Origin of the sequence: Aeromicrobium sp. Leaf350, from assembly GCF_916858655.1 — a bacterium.
Lineage (GTDB): Bacteria > Actinomycetota > Actinomycetes > Propionibacteriales > Nocardioidaceae > Aeromicrobium.
Window position 1 is genome coordinate 514,474 of the sequence record NZ_CAKASL010000001.1, and the last position, 16,131, is coordinate 530,604.

Here is a 16,131-nt window from a genome sequence, read left to right on the forward strand (position 1 = left end):
AGCAGGGACGAGGTGGTCACGAGATGACTCCGTTCGTGAGGGCCTCGGCGATCGGGCCGAGGGCCAGGGAAGGCAGGTAGGTCAGGCCCGTCACGAGCAGCACGACCCAGACGAGCAGGGAGCCGAACAGGACCGTGTGGGTCGGGAGCGTGCCGGCCGTCGTGGGCACGGGACGCTGGCGGGCCAACGAGCCGGCCAGCGACAGCACCAGCGCGATCGTCACGAACCGGCCGAGCAGCATCGCGACGGCGAGCGCGACCTGGAAGAAGGTCGAGGTCACGGTGATGCCGCCGAACGCGCTGCCGTTGTTGTTGGCGGCGGACGTAAAGGCGTAGACGACCTCGCTGAACCCGTGCACCCCGGAGTTCCCGAGCGCGTCGTTCGTGGCGGGCAGGGCGATCGCCACGCCGATCCCGACCAGCACGATCGCGGGCACGCTCAGCGTGTACAGCGCCACCCGGGTGATCTCGGGACGGCCGATCTTCTTGCCGAGCAGCTCCGGCGTTCGACCGACCATGAGGCCGGCCACGAACACCGTCACGACGGCCATCACGAGCATCCCGTACAGGCCCGATCCGACCCCGCCCGGCGAGACCTCGCCCAGCATCATGTTGACGAGCGCGGCACCGCCACCGGTCGCCGTCAGCGAGTCGTGCGAGGCGTTGACGGCACCGGTCGACGTGCTGGTCGTGGCGGTCGAGAACAGGATCGATCCCCACGCACCGAACTGCGTCTCCTTGCCCTCCATCGCGGCACCGGCCGCGCGGGCCGCGGCACCCTGCCCGGTGGTCTCGGCCCAGGTCGCGACGGCCAGCGAGGCCGTGAACAGGGCCGCCATCGCACCGAGGATCGTCAGCCCCTGGCGGCGCGAACCGATCATGGTGCCGAACGTGCGCGTCAGGGCCACCGGCACCAGCAGCATCAGGAAGATCTGCAGCAGGTTCGCGAACGGCGTCGGGTTCTCGAGCGGATGCGCCGAGTTGGCGTTGAAGAAGCCGCCACCGTTCGTGCCGAGCTGCTTGATCGCCTCCTGGCTCGCGACCGGTCCGCCGGGCACGACCTGGCTGCCGCCGGTGACGGTCGTGATGGTCTGGTCCGCGAAACTCTGGACCACCCCCTGCGTGAGGAGGAGGACGGCACCGACGACCGCCACCGGCAGCAGGATCCGGCCGGTCACGCGCACGAGGTCGACCCAGAAGTTGCCGATCGTGCCGGACCGCGAGGCGAGGAAGCCCCGGACGAGGGCCACTGCGACGCAGATGCCGACGGCGGCCGAAAGGAAGTTCTGCACCGCGAGCCCCGCCATCTGGGCCGTGAAGCCCAGCGTCGACTCACCCGCGTAGGACTGCCAGTTCGTGTTGGTCACGAAGGAGACGGCGGTGTTGACCGCCATGTCCCACGGCATCCCGGGCAGGTCGCGGGAGAACGGCAGGTGCTGCTGACCCATCAGGATCGCGACGAGCAGCACGATGCCGACGGCCGAGAACGCCAGCACGCTCGTGGCGTACGACCGGGCGCTCTGCTGCGCCTCCGGGTCGACGCCGACGAGCCGGTACAGGGCCCGCTCGGGGCGGGCGTGGCGGGTTCCGGTCATGACGCGGGCCATGTAGTCGCCCAGGGGCGCCCACACCAGGGCCAGCAGGCCGGCGAGGGCTGCGATCGTCAGCAGCCCGGAGAGGGTGTCGTTCATCGCCGCCTCAGAACCGGTCCGCCAGGACCAGGGCGACGAGCAGGTACACGATCAGGGCGCCGGCGACGACCAGCCACAGCGCGGAGGAGAGTTCCATGTGCTCATCGCACACCCGCGCGGGCACCGGTCAGGCGTCCTTGACGGACCCCTGACCGGGTCTTGACGCGATCTTGACGCGGGGCGGGTCAGTCGCGGGTGACGCTGCGACCGGCGAAGGCCGCGAGGCGCTCGTACGCGTTGGCCCCCTCCGGGGCCGGCTTCTCGGGATCGAACGCGCCCTGGCGTTGTTCCGGACCCAGGTTCTCGAGCATGAACGCGTGGCCGACCTCGGCGACAGCCGGGTCGAGGTCGTCGGTGCCCTGCCCCAGGGCCGTCGCGAGGTCCCAGGTGTGCACGGCCAGCTCGGCGGCCGGCAGTCCGAGCTGCGCGTCGTCGGCCGCGGCCAAGAGGGCGGCGCCCCGCTGCCGGAACTCCGCCAGGGAGTCGTCGTGGTGCTCGACCGGGGCGCTCCAGTCGACTTCTTCGCCCTTGACCATCTGCGTCAGGCCGGCCGTCGTGTGCAGGACGTGGTCGACGAGGTCGCGCACGACCCACTCCGAGCACGGCGTGGGCGCGTCGTCGGTCTCGGGGCTGATCGAGGAGATCAGCGACTCGAGCTGGAAGACGGCGGTCGTGAGCGTGGCACTGGGCATGGGGTCAGTAGACGCCCCTGCACCGACACGATCAATACCCCCGGCATACTGACCCTCGACGTGACGCCTCCGAAAGGGACACCGTGCGCAATCCCCGTGCCTTCCTCCGCCCCCTCGCCGTCGGCGCTCCGGCGCCCGTGTCGGAGGTCCCCTTCCGGCCCAGCCGGATGATCCACTTCTTCGACCCGAGCAACGAGAAGATGGCCGCCAAGGTGCCGGACATCGCCGCCAAGGTCGACATCATCCTCGGCAACCTCGAGGACGCGGTGAAGACCGAGAAGAAGGAGGCCGCCCGCCTCGGCCTGGTCGAGATCGCGAAGAAGACCGACTTCGGCGACACCCAGCTGTGGGTGCGCGTCAACAGCCTCGACTCCCCCTGGGTCCTCGACGACCTGACGACCCTCGTGACCGAGATCGGCGACAAGCTCGACGTCATCATGGTGCCGAAGGTCGAGGGCGCCCAGGACATCCACTACGTCGACCGTCTGCTCGCGCAGCTCGAGGCCAAGGGCAACGTCCAGAAGCCGCTGCTCGTGCACGCGATCCTCGAGACCGCGCTCGGCGTCACGAACGTCGAGGAGATCGCCGCGGCCAGCCCCCGCATGCAGGGCATCAGCCTCGGCCCGGCCGACCTGGCCGCCTCGCGCCGCATGAAGACGACCCGCGTCGGCGGTGGCCACCCCGGCTACCTCGTGCGCCAGGACCCCACCGGCGACGACCTCCACGAGGGCCGCACGATCTACCAGCAGGACCTGTGGCACTACACGATCGCGCGCATGGTCGACGCCTGCGCCGCGAACGACATCCTCCCGTTCTACGGCCCGTTCGGCGACATCAAGGACGTCGTGGCGTGCGAGGACCAGTTCCGCAACGCGTTCCTGCTGGGTTGCGTCGGCGCGTGGAGCCTGCATCCCGTGCAGATCGACATCGCCAAGAAGGTGTTCTCGCCCTCGAAGGAGGACGTCGAGCACGCCAAGACTGTCGTCGAGGCGATGGGCGACGGCTCCGGCGCCGTCATGATCAACGGCAAGATGGAGGACGACGCGTCCTGCAAGCAGTGCCTCGTGATGCTCGACCTGGCCCGTGAGCTGGCCGAGCGCGACCCCGAGCTGAAGGAGCTGTACGACCTGTGAGCACCCCCTCTTCGAACGCCGCGATCCGCCCCCGCCGCTCCGTCCTGTACATGCCGGGCGCCAACGAGCGGGCGCTGGAGAAGGCCAAGACGATCGACGCCGACGCGCTGATCCTCGACCTCGAGGACTCCGTCTCCCCCGACGCCAAGGAGACCGGCCGCGCCAACGTCGTGGCGGCCGTGCGCTCCGGCGAGTACGGCCACCGCGAGCTCGCGATCCGGGTCAACTCGATCGGCACGCAGTGGCACGACGACGACGTGAAGGCCGCCTCCGAGGCCGGCCCGGACGCGATCCTCGTGCCCAAGGTCGAGTCGGCCGAGCAGGTGCACGCGCTCGTCGCGGCCATGGAGGCCGCCGGCGCGCCCGAGCACACCCAGCTGTGGGCCATGATCGAGACCCCGCGCGCGCTCCTGCACGCCGAGGAGATCGCGGCGGCGCACGAGCGGCTGACGGTCATCGTGATGGGCACCAACGACGTCGTCAACGAGACGTACGGCCTGCACGTCCCGGGTCGCAACGCGGTCGTGCTGACCTCGCTGGCCTGGACGCTCCTCGCGGTGCGCGCCGCCGGCAAGGTCATCATCGACGGCGTCTACAACGCCGTGAAGGACCCGGAGGGCTTCGATGCCGAGGCGAAGCAGGGCCGCGAGATGGGCTTCGACGGCAAGACGCTGATCCACCCGTCGCAGGTCGAGCCCGCCAACGTCGCGTTCAGCCCGTCGGAGGCCGACGTCGAGCGCGCCGAGGGCATGATTGCCGCCTTCGAGGAGGCCTCGCGCGAGGCCAAGGGCGTCGCGACCTACAACGGCAAGATGATCGAGGAGCTGCACATCCGCGACGCGAACCGCATCCTCGCCTTCGCGGAGGCCCTCAAGAACCGCTGACCCGACGAGGTCTCGTCTCCGGGCCCTGAGGGTCAGGCAGTCAGGCGCTGCGCCGCAGCGTCGATGCGCTCGTCGGTGGCCGTGAAGGCCACGCGCACGTGCTGGGCGCCGGCGGGGCCGTAGAACTCCCCCGGCGCGGCGAGGATGCCGTGCTCGGCGAGCCACGCGATCGTGTCGCGGCACGGCTCGCCGCGCGTGGCCCACAGGTACAGCGCGCCCTCGGAGTGGTCGATCGTGAAGCCCGCACCCTCCAGCGCCGCGCGCAGCAGCAGCCGACGGCGGGCGTAGCGCTCGCGCTGCTCGGCGACGTGCGCGTCGTCGGCCAGCGTGGCCGCGAGGGCCTGCTGCACCGGCGTCGGCACCATGAACCCGAGGTGCTTGCGCACTGCCAGCAGCTCGCCCACGACGGCAGGGTCACCGGAGAGGAATGCCGCCCGGTAGCCGGCCAGGTTCGAGCGCTTCGAGGTCGAGTGCAGGGCGATCAGGCCCGTGAGGTCGCCGCCGCTGACGTCGGGGTGCAGCACCGAGACCGCGGGGGCGTCCCACGCGAAGTCGAGGTAGCACTCGTCGGAGACCACCAGCACGCCGCGCTCGCGAGCCCAGGCGACGACCTTGCGGAGGTGGTCGACGCCCAGGATCCGGCCGCTGGGGTTGCCCGGCGAGTTCAGGTACAGCAGCTTCGGCGTGCGCGGGCCGATCGCGACGGTCGAGTCGGCCGCCAGCACCTCGCAGCCGGCGTAGCGGGCACCGACCTCGTAGGTGGGGTAGGCCAGCTCCGGGTACACCACCAGGTCGCCGGCGCCGAGCCCGAGCTGCGTCGGCAGGTTGGCGATGAGCTCCTTCGAGCCGATCGACATGAGCACCTGGTCGCGCGTCAGCTGCGGCGCGCCCGTCGCCCGGGTCACCCACCGCGCGATCGTGTCGCGCACCTGGTCCGGACCGGCCACGGTCGGGTACCCGTGGGCGTCGACGGCCGCGAGCAGCGCCTCACGCGCGACGTCGGGCACCGGGTCGACCGGCGTGCCGATCGACAGGTCGACGATGCCGCCCGGGTGCTCGGCAGCGCGGGCCTTGGCACCGGCCAGCGTGTCCCAGGGGAACTCCGGGAAGCGCGCCGAGACGCGGGACACGGTCAGTCCTGGTTCTGCGGGGGCAGCTCGGCGATGAGCGGGTGGTCGAGGTCGATGACCCCGAGCTTCGCCGCACCGCCGGGCGAGCCGAGCTCGTCGAAGAAGTGCACGTTGGCGTCGTAGTACGACGCCCACTCCTCCGGCGTGTCGTCCTCGTAGAAGATGGCCTCCGGCGGGCAGACGGGCTCACACGCACCACAGTCGACGCACTCGTCGGGGTGGATGTAGAGCATGCGCTTGCCCTCGTAGATGCAGTCGACGGGGCACTCGTCGACGCACGCGCGGTCCTTGACGTCCACGCACGGCTGGGCGATCACATACGTCACTGCTCACTCCTTCGAAGATCCGCTCACCAGTATCGCGGCAAAGCGGGTGGGGCCACACGTTAGGTTCGCCTCATGGACACCAGCCCCGTCCGACCCCCCGGAGCGGAGGTCGTGGGACGCCGCGTCAGCGTACGCCACCGCACCTCGGACGGCGGGGCGAGCGACGTCGTCGGCCGCGTGCTGGCGACCGCGCCGGAGCTCCGCCTGGAGCGCCGGGACGGGTCCGTCGGGGTCGTCGACCCGGCCACGGTGCTGATCTGGCGGCTCGTGCCCGACCGTCCCGTCCGCGCCCGGCGCGCCACCGCCACCCCCGTCGACCAGCTCAGCCGCACCATGGCCCGGGGCTGGCCGGCCATCGAGAGGGCCGAGCTCGGCGAGTGGGAGATGCGGGCGTCGGGCGGGTTCACGAAGCGCGCGTGCTCGACGGCCGCGTTCGGCGACCCGGGGATCGGCATCGACGGCGCGCTCGACCAGGTGCTGGCGTACTACGCGGCCCGGGACCTGCGCCCGCTGGTCAACCTCGAGGCCGGCGGCCCCTGGGAGGCCGCTCTCGTCGAGCGCGGCTGGACCCCGGTCGACGGCGGCGACACGACGGTGCTCGTCGCCCAGCTCGACCGTCGGTGGCCGCTCGACGCGGAGGCCGAGGTCGCGGGCGACCCTGACGACGCCTGGCTGGCGGCGTACGTCTCCCCCGGCGAGTCCGTCGACCTCGCGCGACAGGTGATGGGTGGCGCGCCGACCGCGGCCCACGTCAGGCTCGGCGGGGCGATCGCCCGCGTCGTCGTGACGGGAGAGTGGGCCGGGCTGAGCGCCCTGTGGGTGCCCGAGGAGAAGCGTCGCCCCGGCCTGGCCCGGCGCCTGGTGACGACCTGCCTGGGCTGGGCCGTCGAGCACGGTGCCGACAAGGCCTACCTGCAGGTCGTGACCGGCAACGACCCGGCCGAGCGTCTGTACCGCGCGTTCGGGTTCGTCGACCACCACGAGTACCGGTACCTCACGCTCACAGGAGCGGCACAGCCGACGCCCTGACGGAGTCCAGGCCCGCTGCCTACCGTCGGCCGCATGAGCGATCACACCGAGACCGAGGCCCATGACCTGGGCCTGTCGCACGACCTGCCGACGATCTTCACGCGGCGGCGCGCGCTGGGCATTCTCAGTGCCGCCGGCCTCGCTGCGGCCCTGGCCGCCTGCGGCGCCGACGGCACGAGCTCGGGCTCGTCCACCGGATCGACGCAACAGGGCGGGCCCGGCGGCGGCGCCCCGGGCGGATCGAGCGGCGTCGAGGTCGGCGACGGCGAGATCCCCGAGGAGACCGGTGGCCCGTACCCCGCCGACGGCACGAACGGCGTCAACGTGCTGACCGAGAGCGGGATCGAGCGCAGCGACATCCGCTCCAGCTTCGGCGAGGCGAGCGGCGTCGCCCAAGGCGTGCCGCTCACGTTCAGCCTCACGGTCATCGACGTCAGCAGCGCCGACGACCCGGGATCGGCGCTCGCCGGGGCCGCCGTCTACGCGTGGCACTGCGACCGCGAGGGCCGCTACTCGATGTATGACGACGAGGTCGTGGAGGAGAACTACCTGCGTGGTGTGCAGGAGTGCGACGCCGACGGCACGGTCACGTTCACGTCGATCTTCCCGGCCTGCTACTCGGGGCGCTGGCCGCACATCCACTTCGAGGTCTACCCGACCCTCGCCGACGCGACCTCGGCCAGCAACCGGATGCGCACCTCACAGCTCGCCCTGCCCGAGGACGTCTGCAGCACGGTGTACGCGACCGACGGCTACGAGGACAGCGTGCGGAACCTGCAGCAGGTCAGCCTCGACTCCGACAACGTCTTCAGCGACGGCTACTCGCTGCAGCTCGCCACCGTGACCGGGTCCGTCGCCGACGGCTACACCGCCACCCTCCGCGTCCCCGTGTGAGTGCGGGCGGGACCCGCTAGGCGGGCGGCGGGCCGCAGACGACGGCGTCGCCGGCGCGGTACACCGCGGTGTCGACCTCGGTCTTGACGACCTGACCGTTCTGCTTGAACGTGCGGGTCACGTCGACGTCGAAGCCCTGGATCGCCGCCTGCGGGGTGCACTCGGGCGACGTGTCGTACACCGTCGTGCCGCTGCGGAAGTTCCGCTTGGCCGAGACGCCCGCCTCGATGTCCCAGTACTTGGTGCTCCACATCTCGACGTGCATCGTGCCCTGCCGGCTCGAGTTGCTCGGCACGACCCAGGCCTTGATGAGGATCCCGTAGGGCGTGGAGTTCGTGAACTTCAGATCGGTCGTGCCCCAGTTGACCGTGGCCTCACGGCCCAGCGGGTACCGGGTCAGGTAGAGCGAGTGCGGCTTGTGCTCGTCGTCGTCGAGACCCGCGAAGAAGGCCGCGTTGTAGGTCGTGGTGGCGACCTGGGAGACGCCGCCGCCGAAGGACTCGACGAACCGGCCGCCCTCGATCACGCCGCCCTGCACGAAGCCGTTGGCCGCGGTGCGCTGACCGACGACCTTGTCGAAGCTGAACTGCTCGCCCGGCTCCAGGATGGTGCCGTCGATGAGCTCCGCGGCGCGCCCCTGGTTGATGTTGCGGTACTGCGTGTTCGGGTAGTTGGTCTCGAACTCGCTGACCTTCTCGACGATCTTGAGCGCCTCGGCGTCGGCGGTCGTGAACTCCGGCTCGACCGGCTGCGCCTCCAGCGTGAGCGCACGCTCGGGGCCGGCGGCGGTGAGCACCGGCAGCAGCTCGGTCGCCATGACGTCCGGCTGCAGACCGATGCCGGGCTTGCCCGGCGTGATGACGGGAGCGCCGTTGACGATGTCGATCGTGGCGTCGACCGCCTTCTCGCCGATGCCCGTCGTGGAGTCCGTGAGCGGACCTGCCAGCGCGACCGGGTCGATGAAGGGCTTCATCTCGTCGCCCTCGGTGCGGATCTGCAGGGCCGGCGTGTACGCCGTGACGGGCAGCTCGATCTGCTGCTGTCCGACGTTGAGGAGCACCGGCGCGCTCACGGCCGGGACGGCGATCTCCTGCATCGCGACCTCGAGCCCCTCGGCGTCGACGCCGGGCTCGACGACCTGCGTCGGGATCTCGACAGGGTCGTCGCTCAGCAGGTAGACCTCGCGCAGCGACTCCAGGAGGTCGTCGGAGGTCACCTGACGTCCGTCGGCCGGCTGGGTCGCGACCGGCTGGCCCTCGGGGAAGGTGATGAGCGACTCGGTGACCGGGATGTCGATGGTCTGGGCGATCGTGGCGCGAGCGGTGTCGAAGAGCTCGGTGTCGACCGTGAGCTCGGCCGGGTGGTCCTCGCCGCCGAACAGCGTCTCGACCATGTCGAGCGGATTCCAGCTGCGCTTGCCACCAGCCTCCTCGACCGAGCCCTTGGCATCGAGCGCGAGGCCCATGTCGGTGGCCGTGAAGGTGAACTCGCTCTCGTCGAGCACGAACGTGAGGTTCTGGCCCTCGCGGGGCCCGAGCTCGTCGGTCAGCGTCGCCTCGGCCTTGGCCGGGCTCATCCCGCCGACGTCGACGCCGGCGATCGTGGTGTCGGCCGCGAGGCGCGAGCCGGTGAAGTAGTAGCCGCCGACGTACAGGCCGCCCAGGACGATGACGGCGGCCGCGACGAACCACGGCCAGCGGCGACGCTTCTTCGGCTCCTCGCCGTCCGCCTCCGGCTCGTCGACGGGCGGGAGCACGGGCGGCACGACGGCCGTGCCGTCGGCGTCCTGAGGGCGGTCGACGGGCGGCAGGTCGCTGTGGGGGTCGTGCTCTGCGGCGGTCGTGAGGACCGTCGCCTCGGGATCGACGAGCGGCTTCTCGGCCGGAGGCTCCTCGACCGCGGGCTCCTCGACAGGCGCGTCGTCGGCCGGCGGCTCGGTGCTGCTCGTCCCGGCCAGGGCGGCGGCAAGCACGCCGGGATCCTGGTCGTCGGCGTCGGGGCCCTCGACCCGCTCGGTGAGCTCGTGATCGACCTCGTCCGGCGTCGCGACGCCGTCGGTCGGCTCGGGCGACTGGGACGGATCTCCCGTCCGTTCGTCGCTGCTCATGTCGTCTCCCCTTGGCGATAGGTCATCTCGGACTCCGGTGACCGCACGATGGTGCCGTAGTGCGACCGGTAATACAACAACGGAGCGGCGGGGTCCTCCCGCACGCGCGCGGCCACCACTTCACCCACCAGGATGACGTGGTCGCCACCGTCGTGCACGGCAACGGTGCGGCACTCCAGCCAGCCGAGGGCGTCGTCGAGCAGCATGACGCCCGTGCGACCCCGGTGGTGCGCGAAGCCCTCGAGCTGCCGCTCGAGCGGCCGTCCGCGCCAGGCGAACCAGGAGGCGGCGTCCTGGGCGGTCTCCGCCAGGATCGAGACGCCCCAGGTGCCCGACTCCAGCACGGCCTCGTGGAACCGGCTGACCCGATGGGCGCACACCAGCACCTGCGGCGGGACGAGCGAGACCGAGGTGAAGGCACTCGCGGTCATCGCGTGGTCGATCGCCCCGGACGGGGCCTGCTCGACGGTGCTGACGACCGTGACACCACTGGCGAAGTGGCCGAGCGCACCCCGGAACGCTGCGTCGTCGACGGGTGTCAAGCCGTCGCGAGCGTGGTCGAGGTTCACCGCCTCAGCCTAGAGTTCCCGATCACCGTGACCACGAGCAGGGCCAGCCCCAGCAGGGTGTACGTCCAGCCGACGGGGTCGTCGCCGATCAGGTACTGCCCCGGCGACGCCGAGCTCTGGAGCACCAGCACGGCACCCCAGCCGATCATGATCGCTGCCCCACCGAGCGAGACCGTGCGGTCGGCCACCAGGACGAGGGGCACCAGGGGCGCGAGCGCGACCAGCAGGCCCCAGGGCACGTCCACGCCCACGAGGTCGGCGTCGTGCCGGTGCACCACGGCACCCAGCACCCCCACGTACAGACCCGCGAGGACCCAGACCCCGCGGGTCAGAGCCCGGCGAACAGGTCCTCCTCGAGCCCCGACTCCCCAACCGGGCCACGCGTGCCCTTGACGAGCCGGTAGTGCTCGGTGCCCCAGGCGAGCTTGGCGAGGTCGACGCCCATCGCGAAGAACATGCCGTCCGGGGTGATCTGCGAGCGGTGGGCCCGCATCGCGGCGAGCTTGGCGTCGGTGTGCTCGGGCGACTCGATCACGGCGTCGAGCTGGTCGTCCTCGACCATGAACGGCGGCAGGTTGTCGGGGTCGAAGCCGTCGAAGCCCTCGGCGCCCGACTCCCGCATGAGCTTGATGCCCTCGCGCATGCGGTTGGCCGACATCGCGCCCCAGTAGACCTTCGCGACGTCCCACGCCTCGCCCAGGTCGGGACGGTGGCTGCGGGCGGCCGCGAGGTCGACGGCGTAGTGCGCGACGCGATGGGCCTGGACGTGGTCGGGGTGGCCGTAGCCGCCGAAGGTGTCGTACGCGAGCACGACCTGCGGGCGGACCTCACGGATGATCTCGACCAGCAGGTCGGACGCCTCGAGGAGGTCGGCGTTCCAGAACGAGCGGGGATCGATCTCGTCGGCCGCCGTGGCGTGTCCCTGCTCGTCCCACTTCATGCCGGAGTCGCGGAACCGGCCGGGCCCGCCCAGGATGCGGTGGTCGGTCACGCCGAGCTCGGCCATCGCCTCCGCGAGCTCGCCCGCCCGGTGGGCGCCCAGGGCGTCGTCGCGGTCGGCCGCGAGGTGCTCGAGCTCGGGCACCAGGATCTCGCCCAGGTCGCCCAGCGTGCAGGTGACGAGCGTGACGTGGGCGCCCTCCGCGACGTAGCGCGCCATCGTGACGCCGTTGCCGATCGACTCGTCGTCGGGATGGGCGTGGACCAGCAGCAGCCGACGGGCGGGAAGGGTCATGGGCCCAGGCTAGTCCGCGGCCGGCGGGCCGACGCGCTGCGCTCGACCGGCCGTGACGTGATGGGATGACGTCATGACTGACGACGTTGTCTCCTATCCGCGTCTCGCGGCGCGCACGCTGCGGTTCACGCTCGGCGTCCCCCGCTCCGTCACGGTGTCGCCCGACGGGGCCACCGTCCGCTTCATCCGCACCCCCGACGGGGTGACGCGCACCGGCCAGCTGTGGGAGCACGACGTCGCGACGGGTGTCGAGTCGCTGCTGGTCGATCCCCTGGCCCTGCTGGGCAGCGGCGACGAGGAGCTGTCGGCCGAGGAGCGCTCGCGGCGCGAGCGCAGCCGTGAGGGCGCCGCCGGCATCGTCGGCTACGACGTCGACGAGACCGGCCGCTGGGCGACGTTCGCGCTGTCGGGTCGGCTCTGGGCCACGCACCTGGGCACGAAGGCCACGCGCGAGCTGCCGTCGGAGGGCGCCGTGATCGACCCCCGCCTCGATCCGACCGGCCGCCGGGTGGCGTACGCCGCGGCCGGGGCGCTGCACGTGGTCGAGCTGACCGACTCCGCCCACAGCACGATCGCCTCGCCGGAGGGCGAGCACGAGGTGTGGGGCCAGGCCGAGTTCATCGCGGCCGAGGAGATGGAGCGCATGCGCGGCTTCTGGTGGGCGCCCGACGGCCGGTCGCTGCTGGTCGAGCGCTACGACGACGCAGCCGTGCCGGTCTGGCACGTCGCCTCGCCGGAGCACCCCGAGCGGCCCGCCGTCGCGCACCGCTACCCCGCTGCCGGCACGACCAACGCCGAGGTCACCCTCTGGCACGTGACGCTCGACGGACAGCGCACCGAGGTCACGTGGGACCGCGAGTCCTTCGAGTACCTCGCGCGCGTCTCGTGGAGCGAGGACGGCGCTCCCCTCCTGCAGGTGGTCTCGCGCGACCAGAAGCGCTCGCACGTGCTCGCGGTCGACGTCGCCACCGGCGCCACCGAGGTGCTGCGCGAGACCACCGACCCGGCCTGGATCGAGCTCGGCGCAGCGCCCCGCTGGACGCCCGACGGTGCGCTGGTCACGATCGAGGACGTCGCGGGGCAGCGCCGGGTCGTGATCGACGGCACCGCCGTCAGCCCCGACGGGTGGCAGGTGCGCGGGATCGTCGCCACGTTCGCCGACGCCGTCGTGGTCACGGCCTCGCACGAGCCCACGGAGGTGCAGGTCGTGCGCTGCGGGATCGACGGATCCTTCGACCCGATCACGCAGGGCCGAGCCGTGCACGGTGCCGTGATCGACGGTGACACGACGGTGGTCTCGCGGGTCAGCCTCGACGACACGCTCGTCCATCACGCGGTCCACCGCGCCGCTCCGGGTAGCGAGGCCGATGGGGAGCCCTCCTCCCTCGGCAACGTGGCGTCGCCGCTGCCGCTCTCCCCGTCGGTGCACCTGCTCAGCGCCGGCGCGCACGAGATCCGCACCGCTGTGCTGTTCCCGACCGACCACACGCCCGGCACGCCGCTCCCCGTGCTGCTCGACCCGTACGGCGGCCCGGGCGCCCAGCGCGTGTGGGCCTCGGCGCGGGCCTTCGCGGAGGCGCAGTGGCTCGCCGACCAGGGGTTCTGCGTGATCGTGGCCGACGGTCGCGGCACGCCGGGACGCGGCACCGCGTGGGACCGCGCGATCCACCACGACTTCGCCGGCGTGACGCTCGACGACCAGGTCGAGGCCCTGCAGGCCGTCGCGGCGGCCTTCCCCGACGACGTCGACACCGCACGGGTGGGCATCACGGGCTGGTCGTACGGCGGGTACCTCGCGGCGCTCGCCGTGCTGCGCCGCCCCGACGTGTTCCACGCGGCCGTGGCCGGCGCGCCCGTGACCGAGTGGCGGCTCTACGACACGTGCTACACCGAGCGCTACCTGGGGCATCCGGACGAGCTGCCGGAGGTCTACGACCGCAACTCGCTGCTGCCGCTGGCGGCGGGGCTCGAGCGGCCGCTGATGCTGATCCACGGCCTCTCCGACGACAACGTCGTCGCGGCCCACACGCTGCAGCTGTCGTCGGCCCTGCTGGCCGCCGGGCGTCCGCACACCGTGCTGCCGCTGAGCGGTGTCACGCACATGACGCCGCAGGAGGTCGTCGCCGAGAACCTCAAGCTGCTCCAGGTGCAGTTCCTCCGCGACCACCTCACCTGACCCCCGGGCGGTGACGTGCAGGACCCCCGCACCGGTGTCGGTGCGGGGGTCCTGTCGTGCGGGGTGCCGGTGATCAGCCCCGGCGCTGCGCGAGCGCGGCGTCGACCTCCGGGTCGCCGAGCTGGCCGAGCCACTCGAGCATGCCCGGGTAGGCCTGCGGGTTCGCGGCGGCGGCCGCGCGGGCCTGCGGGTGGTTCTGCACCAGGTCGGCGAGCTCGGCCTGCGAGATCGTCGGGTCCGAGGCGCGCTGCACGATCGGGTCGACCGAGACCTGCTCGGTCGGGGCGTCCGCGATCGGGATCTGCTGCGTCGGCGTGGGCTCGGCGGCCGAGCCAGCAGGTGCAGCAGGGGCGGCCGGAGCAGCCGGGGCCTCCGCAGCCGGCGCGGGAGCCTCGGCCGCCGGCGCGGGGGCCGGAGCAGGCGCCTGGTACGCCGGCGCGGGGGCCGGAGCCGGGGCGCTGACGATCGGGGCCGTCGGAGCCGGAGCACCGGGCAGCGGAGCACCCGCGGCCGGACCCGCAGCCTGCGCGTTGGCGAAGGCCTTCTTGAAGAACCCGCCGATCGAGGCCGCACCGGTGAGGGCGAACGCGATGAGCAGGGCCGCGAGGATCGCGCCCAGCCACGTGTCGGCTCCCGGGCCCGCCGTGCCGAAGCTCAGCGTCAGGAAGCCGGCAGCGCCCTCGTCGATGATCGCGACGATGATCGCGAGGATCGTGACGAGCAGCGCCCACACGCCAGCGGCGACGAGCGGGAGCAGCTTGCCCCCGGTTGACGACGTCGTGACGAAGCCGAAGACGGCCACGGCGGCGGAGAGGACCGAGAGGATCAGCGTGACGATCACGGCCGCGCCGAAGTCGTCGCTGATGATGCCGATGAAGATCGCACCGAGCACGTGCAGCAGCGAGGCCAGCGCGAGCAAAAGGAAGGCCGACTTCGCGGCACCCGCGAGCGAGACCGGGTGCGTGGCGCCGCCGGTCGCCCGCGAGGCGCCCGGCGACAGGGCCGCTGCGGCGGCACCCACGAGCAGGAACGCACCGAAACCGGGTCCGTTGAAGCTCTCGACGCCGGCCAGCAGCGTGAGGAAGCCGGTGAGCTGCGAGGCGTTCTGGCCGTCGATGTGCAGGATGCCGAGCACCAGGACCAGGAGACCGAAGCCCGCGACCAGGGCGATGCCGGCCGGCTTCGACAGCAGCGCCTGGACGGCGCCGTAGGCCAGGAGGACCGTGTAGACGATGGCGGCGAGGACGAACACGATGATCTCCGGCGCCTCGGCGCCCAGGTCGTTCAGGTCGTCGATGAAGAGCAGCGACGTGACCAGCGCGAGGAGCGCCGAGAGGGCGACGAGGCCACCCGTCACGTAGACCCAGATCTTGTCGCTCGGGGCGAGCGAGGCGGGCGGCAGCTCGTGCTTGCGCGGCTGGGCCACGAGGATCGCAGCGAACAGGCCGATTGCCACACCGACGCCGACCGCGCGGTCGTCCGCGAGGTCGAGGATCACGACGACGAGCACGACGATGAAGTACGGCACGGTCGCGAACAGCCGGATCAGTCCGTTGGTGCGCGGGTTCCAGGCCTGGCCGAACACGCCGAGCTTCCACAGGTAGGTCGCGGCGAGCGAGACGAGCGAGATCGCCATCGCCACGTCGACGAACCAGAGCTCGGCGCCACTGTTGACGCCACCGTCGAAGTTCCAGTCGTAGAACAACGAGGTGACCAGGAGCACGAGCGCGGCGACGTCACGCAGGACGTCGACGAGCGGGATGCCGGAGAACGGGTTGGTGACCTGGGCCGGCGCACCGGGAGCCTGCTGGTACTGCGGCTGCTGGTACTGCGGCTGCGGCTGCTGCGGCGGGTAGGGCTGGGAAGTCATGGCCAGCAGACTAGCCCGAACGGGCCATGAGGGCAGTCCGGAGTCCACCCAACGGCATGGGGACCACTCCCCCGCGGTGCGACGGGAACATCGGGAGCCCCCGTCGCCTCACTCGCGCCCCCGTCGCTTCGGCCCGTCCGGCAGCGCCGGACCGGTGCCCTCGGCCGGGAGCCGCTCGTCGCCGGGCATCCACCCGCCGTAGACGTCGACCATCTCCACGACCCGCTCGTCGAAGGGCGAGACGGTCAGGGCCCACGCGTGGTCCTCGGCGTCGTCCTCGCCCGCGAAGGGCTCCCGCCGCAGGTCAGCGGCGTATCCCTCCGCGGTGAGCGCCTTGACGAGCTCGGCCGCGTCGTCGGCCTCGTCGAAGTAGATCTCAGGGCTGCGTTCGGACATG

15 protein-coding genes are annotated in these 16,131 nt (G+C 71.9%); 5 read left to right on the forward strand and 10 right to left on the reverse strand.

What is annotated here, in order from left to right:
• Positions 1 to 16: 16 nt before the first annotated feature.
• Positions 17 to 1,690, reverse strand: coding sequence for a potassium-transporting ATPase subunit KdpA (kdpA, locus tag LO931_RS02625; RefSeq protein WP_229051667.1), 1,674 nt, complete (start codon positions 1,688 to 1,690; stop codon positions 17 to 19).
• A gap of 185 nt (positions 1,691 to 1,875) precedes the next feature.
• A complete protein-coding gene (locus LO931_RS02630; RefSeq protein WP_229051668.1) occupies positions 1,876 to 2,382 on the reverse strand; it encodes a maleylpyruvate isomerase family mycothiol-dependent enzyme in 507 nt (168 codons plus the stop codon).
• Positions 2,383 to 2,465: 83 nt separating this feature from the next.
• On the opposite strand from LO931_RS02630, the gene LO931_RS02635 reads away from it, so the two are divergent.
• Both LO931_RS02635 and LO931_RS02640 read left to right on the forward strand, forming a co-directional pair.
• Positions 2,466 to 3,515 carry a CoA ester lyase gene (locus LO931_RS02635; protein ID WP_229051669.1) on the forward strand — a complete coding sequence of 350 codons (1,050 nt, stop codon included), beginning with the start codon at positions 2,466 to 2,468 and terminating at the stop codon, positions 3,513 to 3,515.
• Positions 3,512 to 4,399 (forward strand): CoA ester lyase, encoded by an 888-nt coding sequence (locus LO931_RS02640; protein WP_255657699.1) that lies wholly within the window; start codon positions 3,512 to 3,514, stop codon positions 4,397 to 4,399. The genes LO931_RS02635 and LO931_RS02640 overlap by 4 nt, the downstream gene beginning before the upstream one ends.
• 32 nt (positions 4,400 to 4,431) lie before the next feature.
• Here the strand turns inward: LO931_RS02640 and dapC are convergent, their stop codons facing one another.
• Complete coding sequence (dapC, locus tag LO931_RS02645; protein WP_229051670.1) at positions 4,432 to 5,529, reverse strand: succinyldiaminopimelate transaminase; 1,098 nt, start codon at positions 5,527 to 5,529, stop codon at positions 4,432 to 4,434.
• Between the two features lie 2 nt (positions 5,530 to 5,531).
• Entirely contained in the window at positions 5,532 to 5,855 is a 324-nt protein-coding gene (gene fdxA / locus LO931_RS02650; RefSeq protein ID WP_229051671.1) for a ferredoxin, read from the reverse strand.
• 72 nt (positions 5,856 to 5,927) lie between these two features.
• On the opposite strand from fdxA, the gene LO931_RS02655 reads away from it, so the two are divergent.
• Entirely contained in the window at positions 5,928 to 6,884 is a 957-nt protein-coding gene (locus LO931_RS02655; protein WP_229051672.1) for an N-acetyltransferase, read from the forward strand.
• 33 nt (positions 6,885 to 6,917) lie between these two features.
• Positions 6,918 to 7,778, forward strand: a complete 861-nt coding sequence (locus LO931_RS02660; RefSeq protein WP_229051673.1) for an intradiol ring-cleavage dioxygenase — start codon at positions 6,918 to 6,920, stop codon at positions 7,776 to 7,778.
• A gap of 16 nt (positions 7,779 to 7,794) precedes the next feature.
• On the opposite strand, the gene LO931_RS02665 is transcribed toward LO931_RS02660, so the two are convergent.
• Genes LO931_RS02665 through mshB form a run of 4 tightly spaced genes read right to left on the reverse strand, consistent with a single transcriptional unit; the run spans position 7,795 to position 11,688 of the window.
• Positions 7,795 to 9,885 carry a VanW family protein gene (locus LO931_RS02665; RefSeq protein WP_229051674.1) on the reverse strand — a complete coding sequence of 697 codons (2,091 nt, stop codon included), beginning with the start codon at positions 9,883 to 9,885 and terminating at the stop codon, positions 7,795 to 7,797.
• Positions 9,882 to 10,454 carry a flavin reductase family protein gene (locus LO931_RS02670; RefSeq protein ID WP_229051675.1) on the reverse strand — a complete coding sequence of 191 codons (573 nt, stop codon included), beginning with the start codon at positions 10,452 to 10,454 and terminating at the stop codon, positions 9,882 to 9,884. Before LO931_RS02670 ends, LO931_RS02665 begins: the two co-directional genes overlap by 4 nt.
• Positions 10,451 to 10,750: a hypothetical protein gene (locus LO931_RS02675; RefSeq protein ID WP_229051676.1), complete on the reverse strand. Its 300-nt coding sequence runs from the start codon at positions 10,748 to 10,750 to the stop codon at positions 10,451 to 10,453. The genes LO931_RS02670 and LO931_RS02675 overlap by 4 nt, the downstream gene beginning before the upstream one ends.
• A 32-nt stretch (positions 10,751 to 10,782) precedes the next feature.
• Positions 10,783 to 11,688, reverse strand: coding sequence for an N-acetyl-1-D-myo-inositol-2-amino-2-deoxy-alpha-D-glucopyranoside deacetylase (gene mshB / locus LO931_RS02680; RefSeq protein WP_229051677.1), 906 nt, complete (start codon positions 11,686 to 11,688; stop codon positions 10,783 to 10,785).
• 73 nt (positions 11,689 to 11,761) lie between these two features.
• Between mshB and LO931_RS02685 the strand changes: the two genes are divergently transcribed.
• Positions 11,762 to 13,864: a S9 family peptidase gene (locus LO931_RS02685; RefSeq protein ID WP_229051678.1), complete on the forward strand. Its 2,103-nt coding sequence runs from the start codon at positions 11,762 to 11,764 to the stop codon at positions 13,862 to 13,864.
• A gap of 73 nt (positions 13,865 to 13,937) precedes the next feature.
• Here LO931_RS02685 and LO931_RS02690 read toward each other — a convergent pair whose 3' ends face one another.
• Both LO931_RS02690 and LO931_RS02695 read right to left on the reverse strand, forming a co-directional pair.
• On the reverse strand, positions 13,938 to 15,734 hold the full coding sequence (locus LO931_RS02690) for a hypothetical protein (protein WP_229051679.1): 1,797 nt from the start codon (positions 15,732 to 15,734) through the stop codon (positions 13,938 to 13,940).
• 108 nt (positions 15,735 to 15,842) lie between these two features.
• The gene (locus LO931_RS02695; protein ID WP_229051680.1) at positions 15,843 to 16,130 is read right to left on the reverse strand and encodes a hypothetical protein; all 288 of its coding nucleotides are present in this window, start codon (positions 16,128 to 16,130) and stop codon (positions 15,843 to 15,845) included.
• Position 16,131: the final 1 nt, after the last annotated feature.

Excerpts from the sequence above, each read along its gene's own strand:
- kdpA (WP_229051667.1), bottom strand. The coding sequence starts at position 1,690 with ATGAACGACACCCTCTCCGGGCTGCTGACGATCGCAGCCCTCGCCGGC.
- LO931_RS02630 (WP_229051668.1), bottom strand. The coding sequence starts at position 2,382 with ATGCCCAGTGCCACGCTCACGACCGCCGTCTTCCAGCTCGAGTCGCTG.
- LO931_RS02655 (WP_229051672.1), top strand. The coding sequence starts at position 5,928 with ATGGACACCAGCCCCGTCCGACCCCCCGGAGCGGAGGTCGTGGGACGC.
- LO931_RS02660 (WP_229051673.1), top strand. The coding sequence starts at position 6,918 with ATGAGCGATCACACCGAGACCGAGGCCCATGACCTGGGCCTGTCGCAC.
- LO931_RS02665 (WP_229051674.1), bottom strand. The coding sequence starts at position 9,885 with ATGAGCAGCGACGAACGGACGGGAGATCCGTCCCAGTCGCCCGAGCCG.
- mshB (WP_229051677.1), bottom strand. The coding sequence starts at position 11,688 with ATGACCCTTCCCGCCCGTCGGCTGCTGCTGGTCCACGCCCATCCCGAC.
- LO931_RS02685 (WP_229051678.1), top strand. The coding sequence starts at position 11,762 with ATGACTGACGACGTTGTCTCCTATCCGCGTCTCGCGGCGCGCACGCTG.
- LO931_RS02690 (WP_229051679.1), bottom strand. The coding sequence starts at position 15,734 with ATGACTTCCCAGCCCTACCCGCCGCAGCAGCCGCAGCCGCAGTACCAG.
- LO931_RS02695 (WP_229051680.1), bottom strand. The coding sequence starts at position 16,130 with ATGTCCGAACGCAGCCCTGAGATCTACTTCGACGAGGCCGACGACGCG.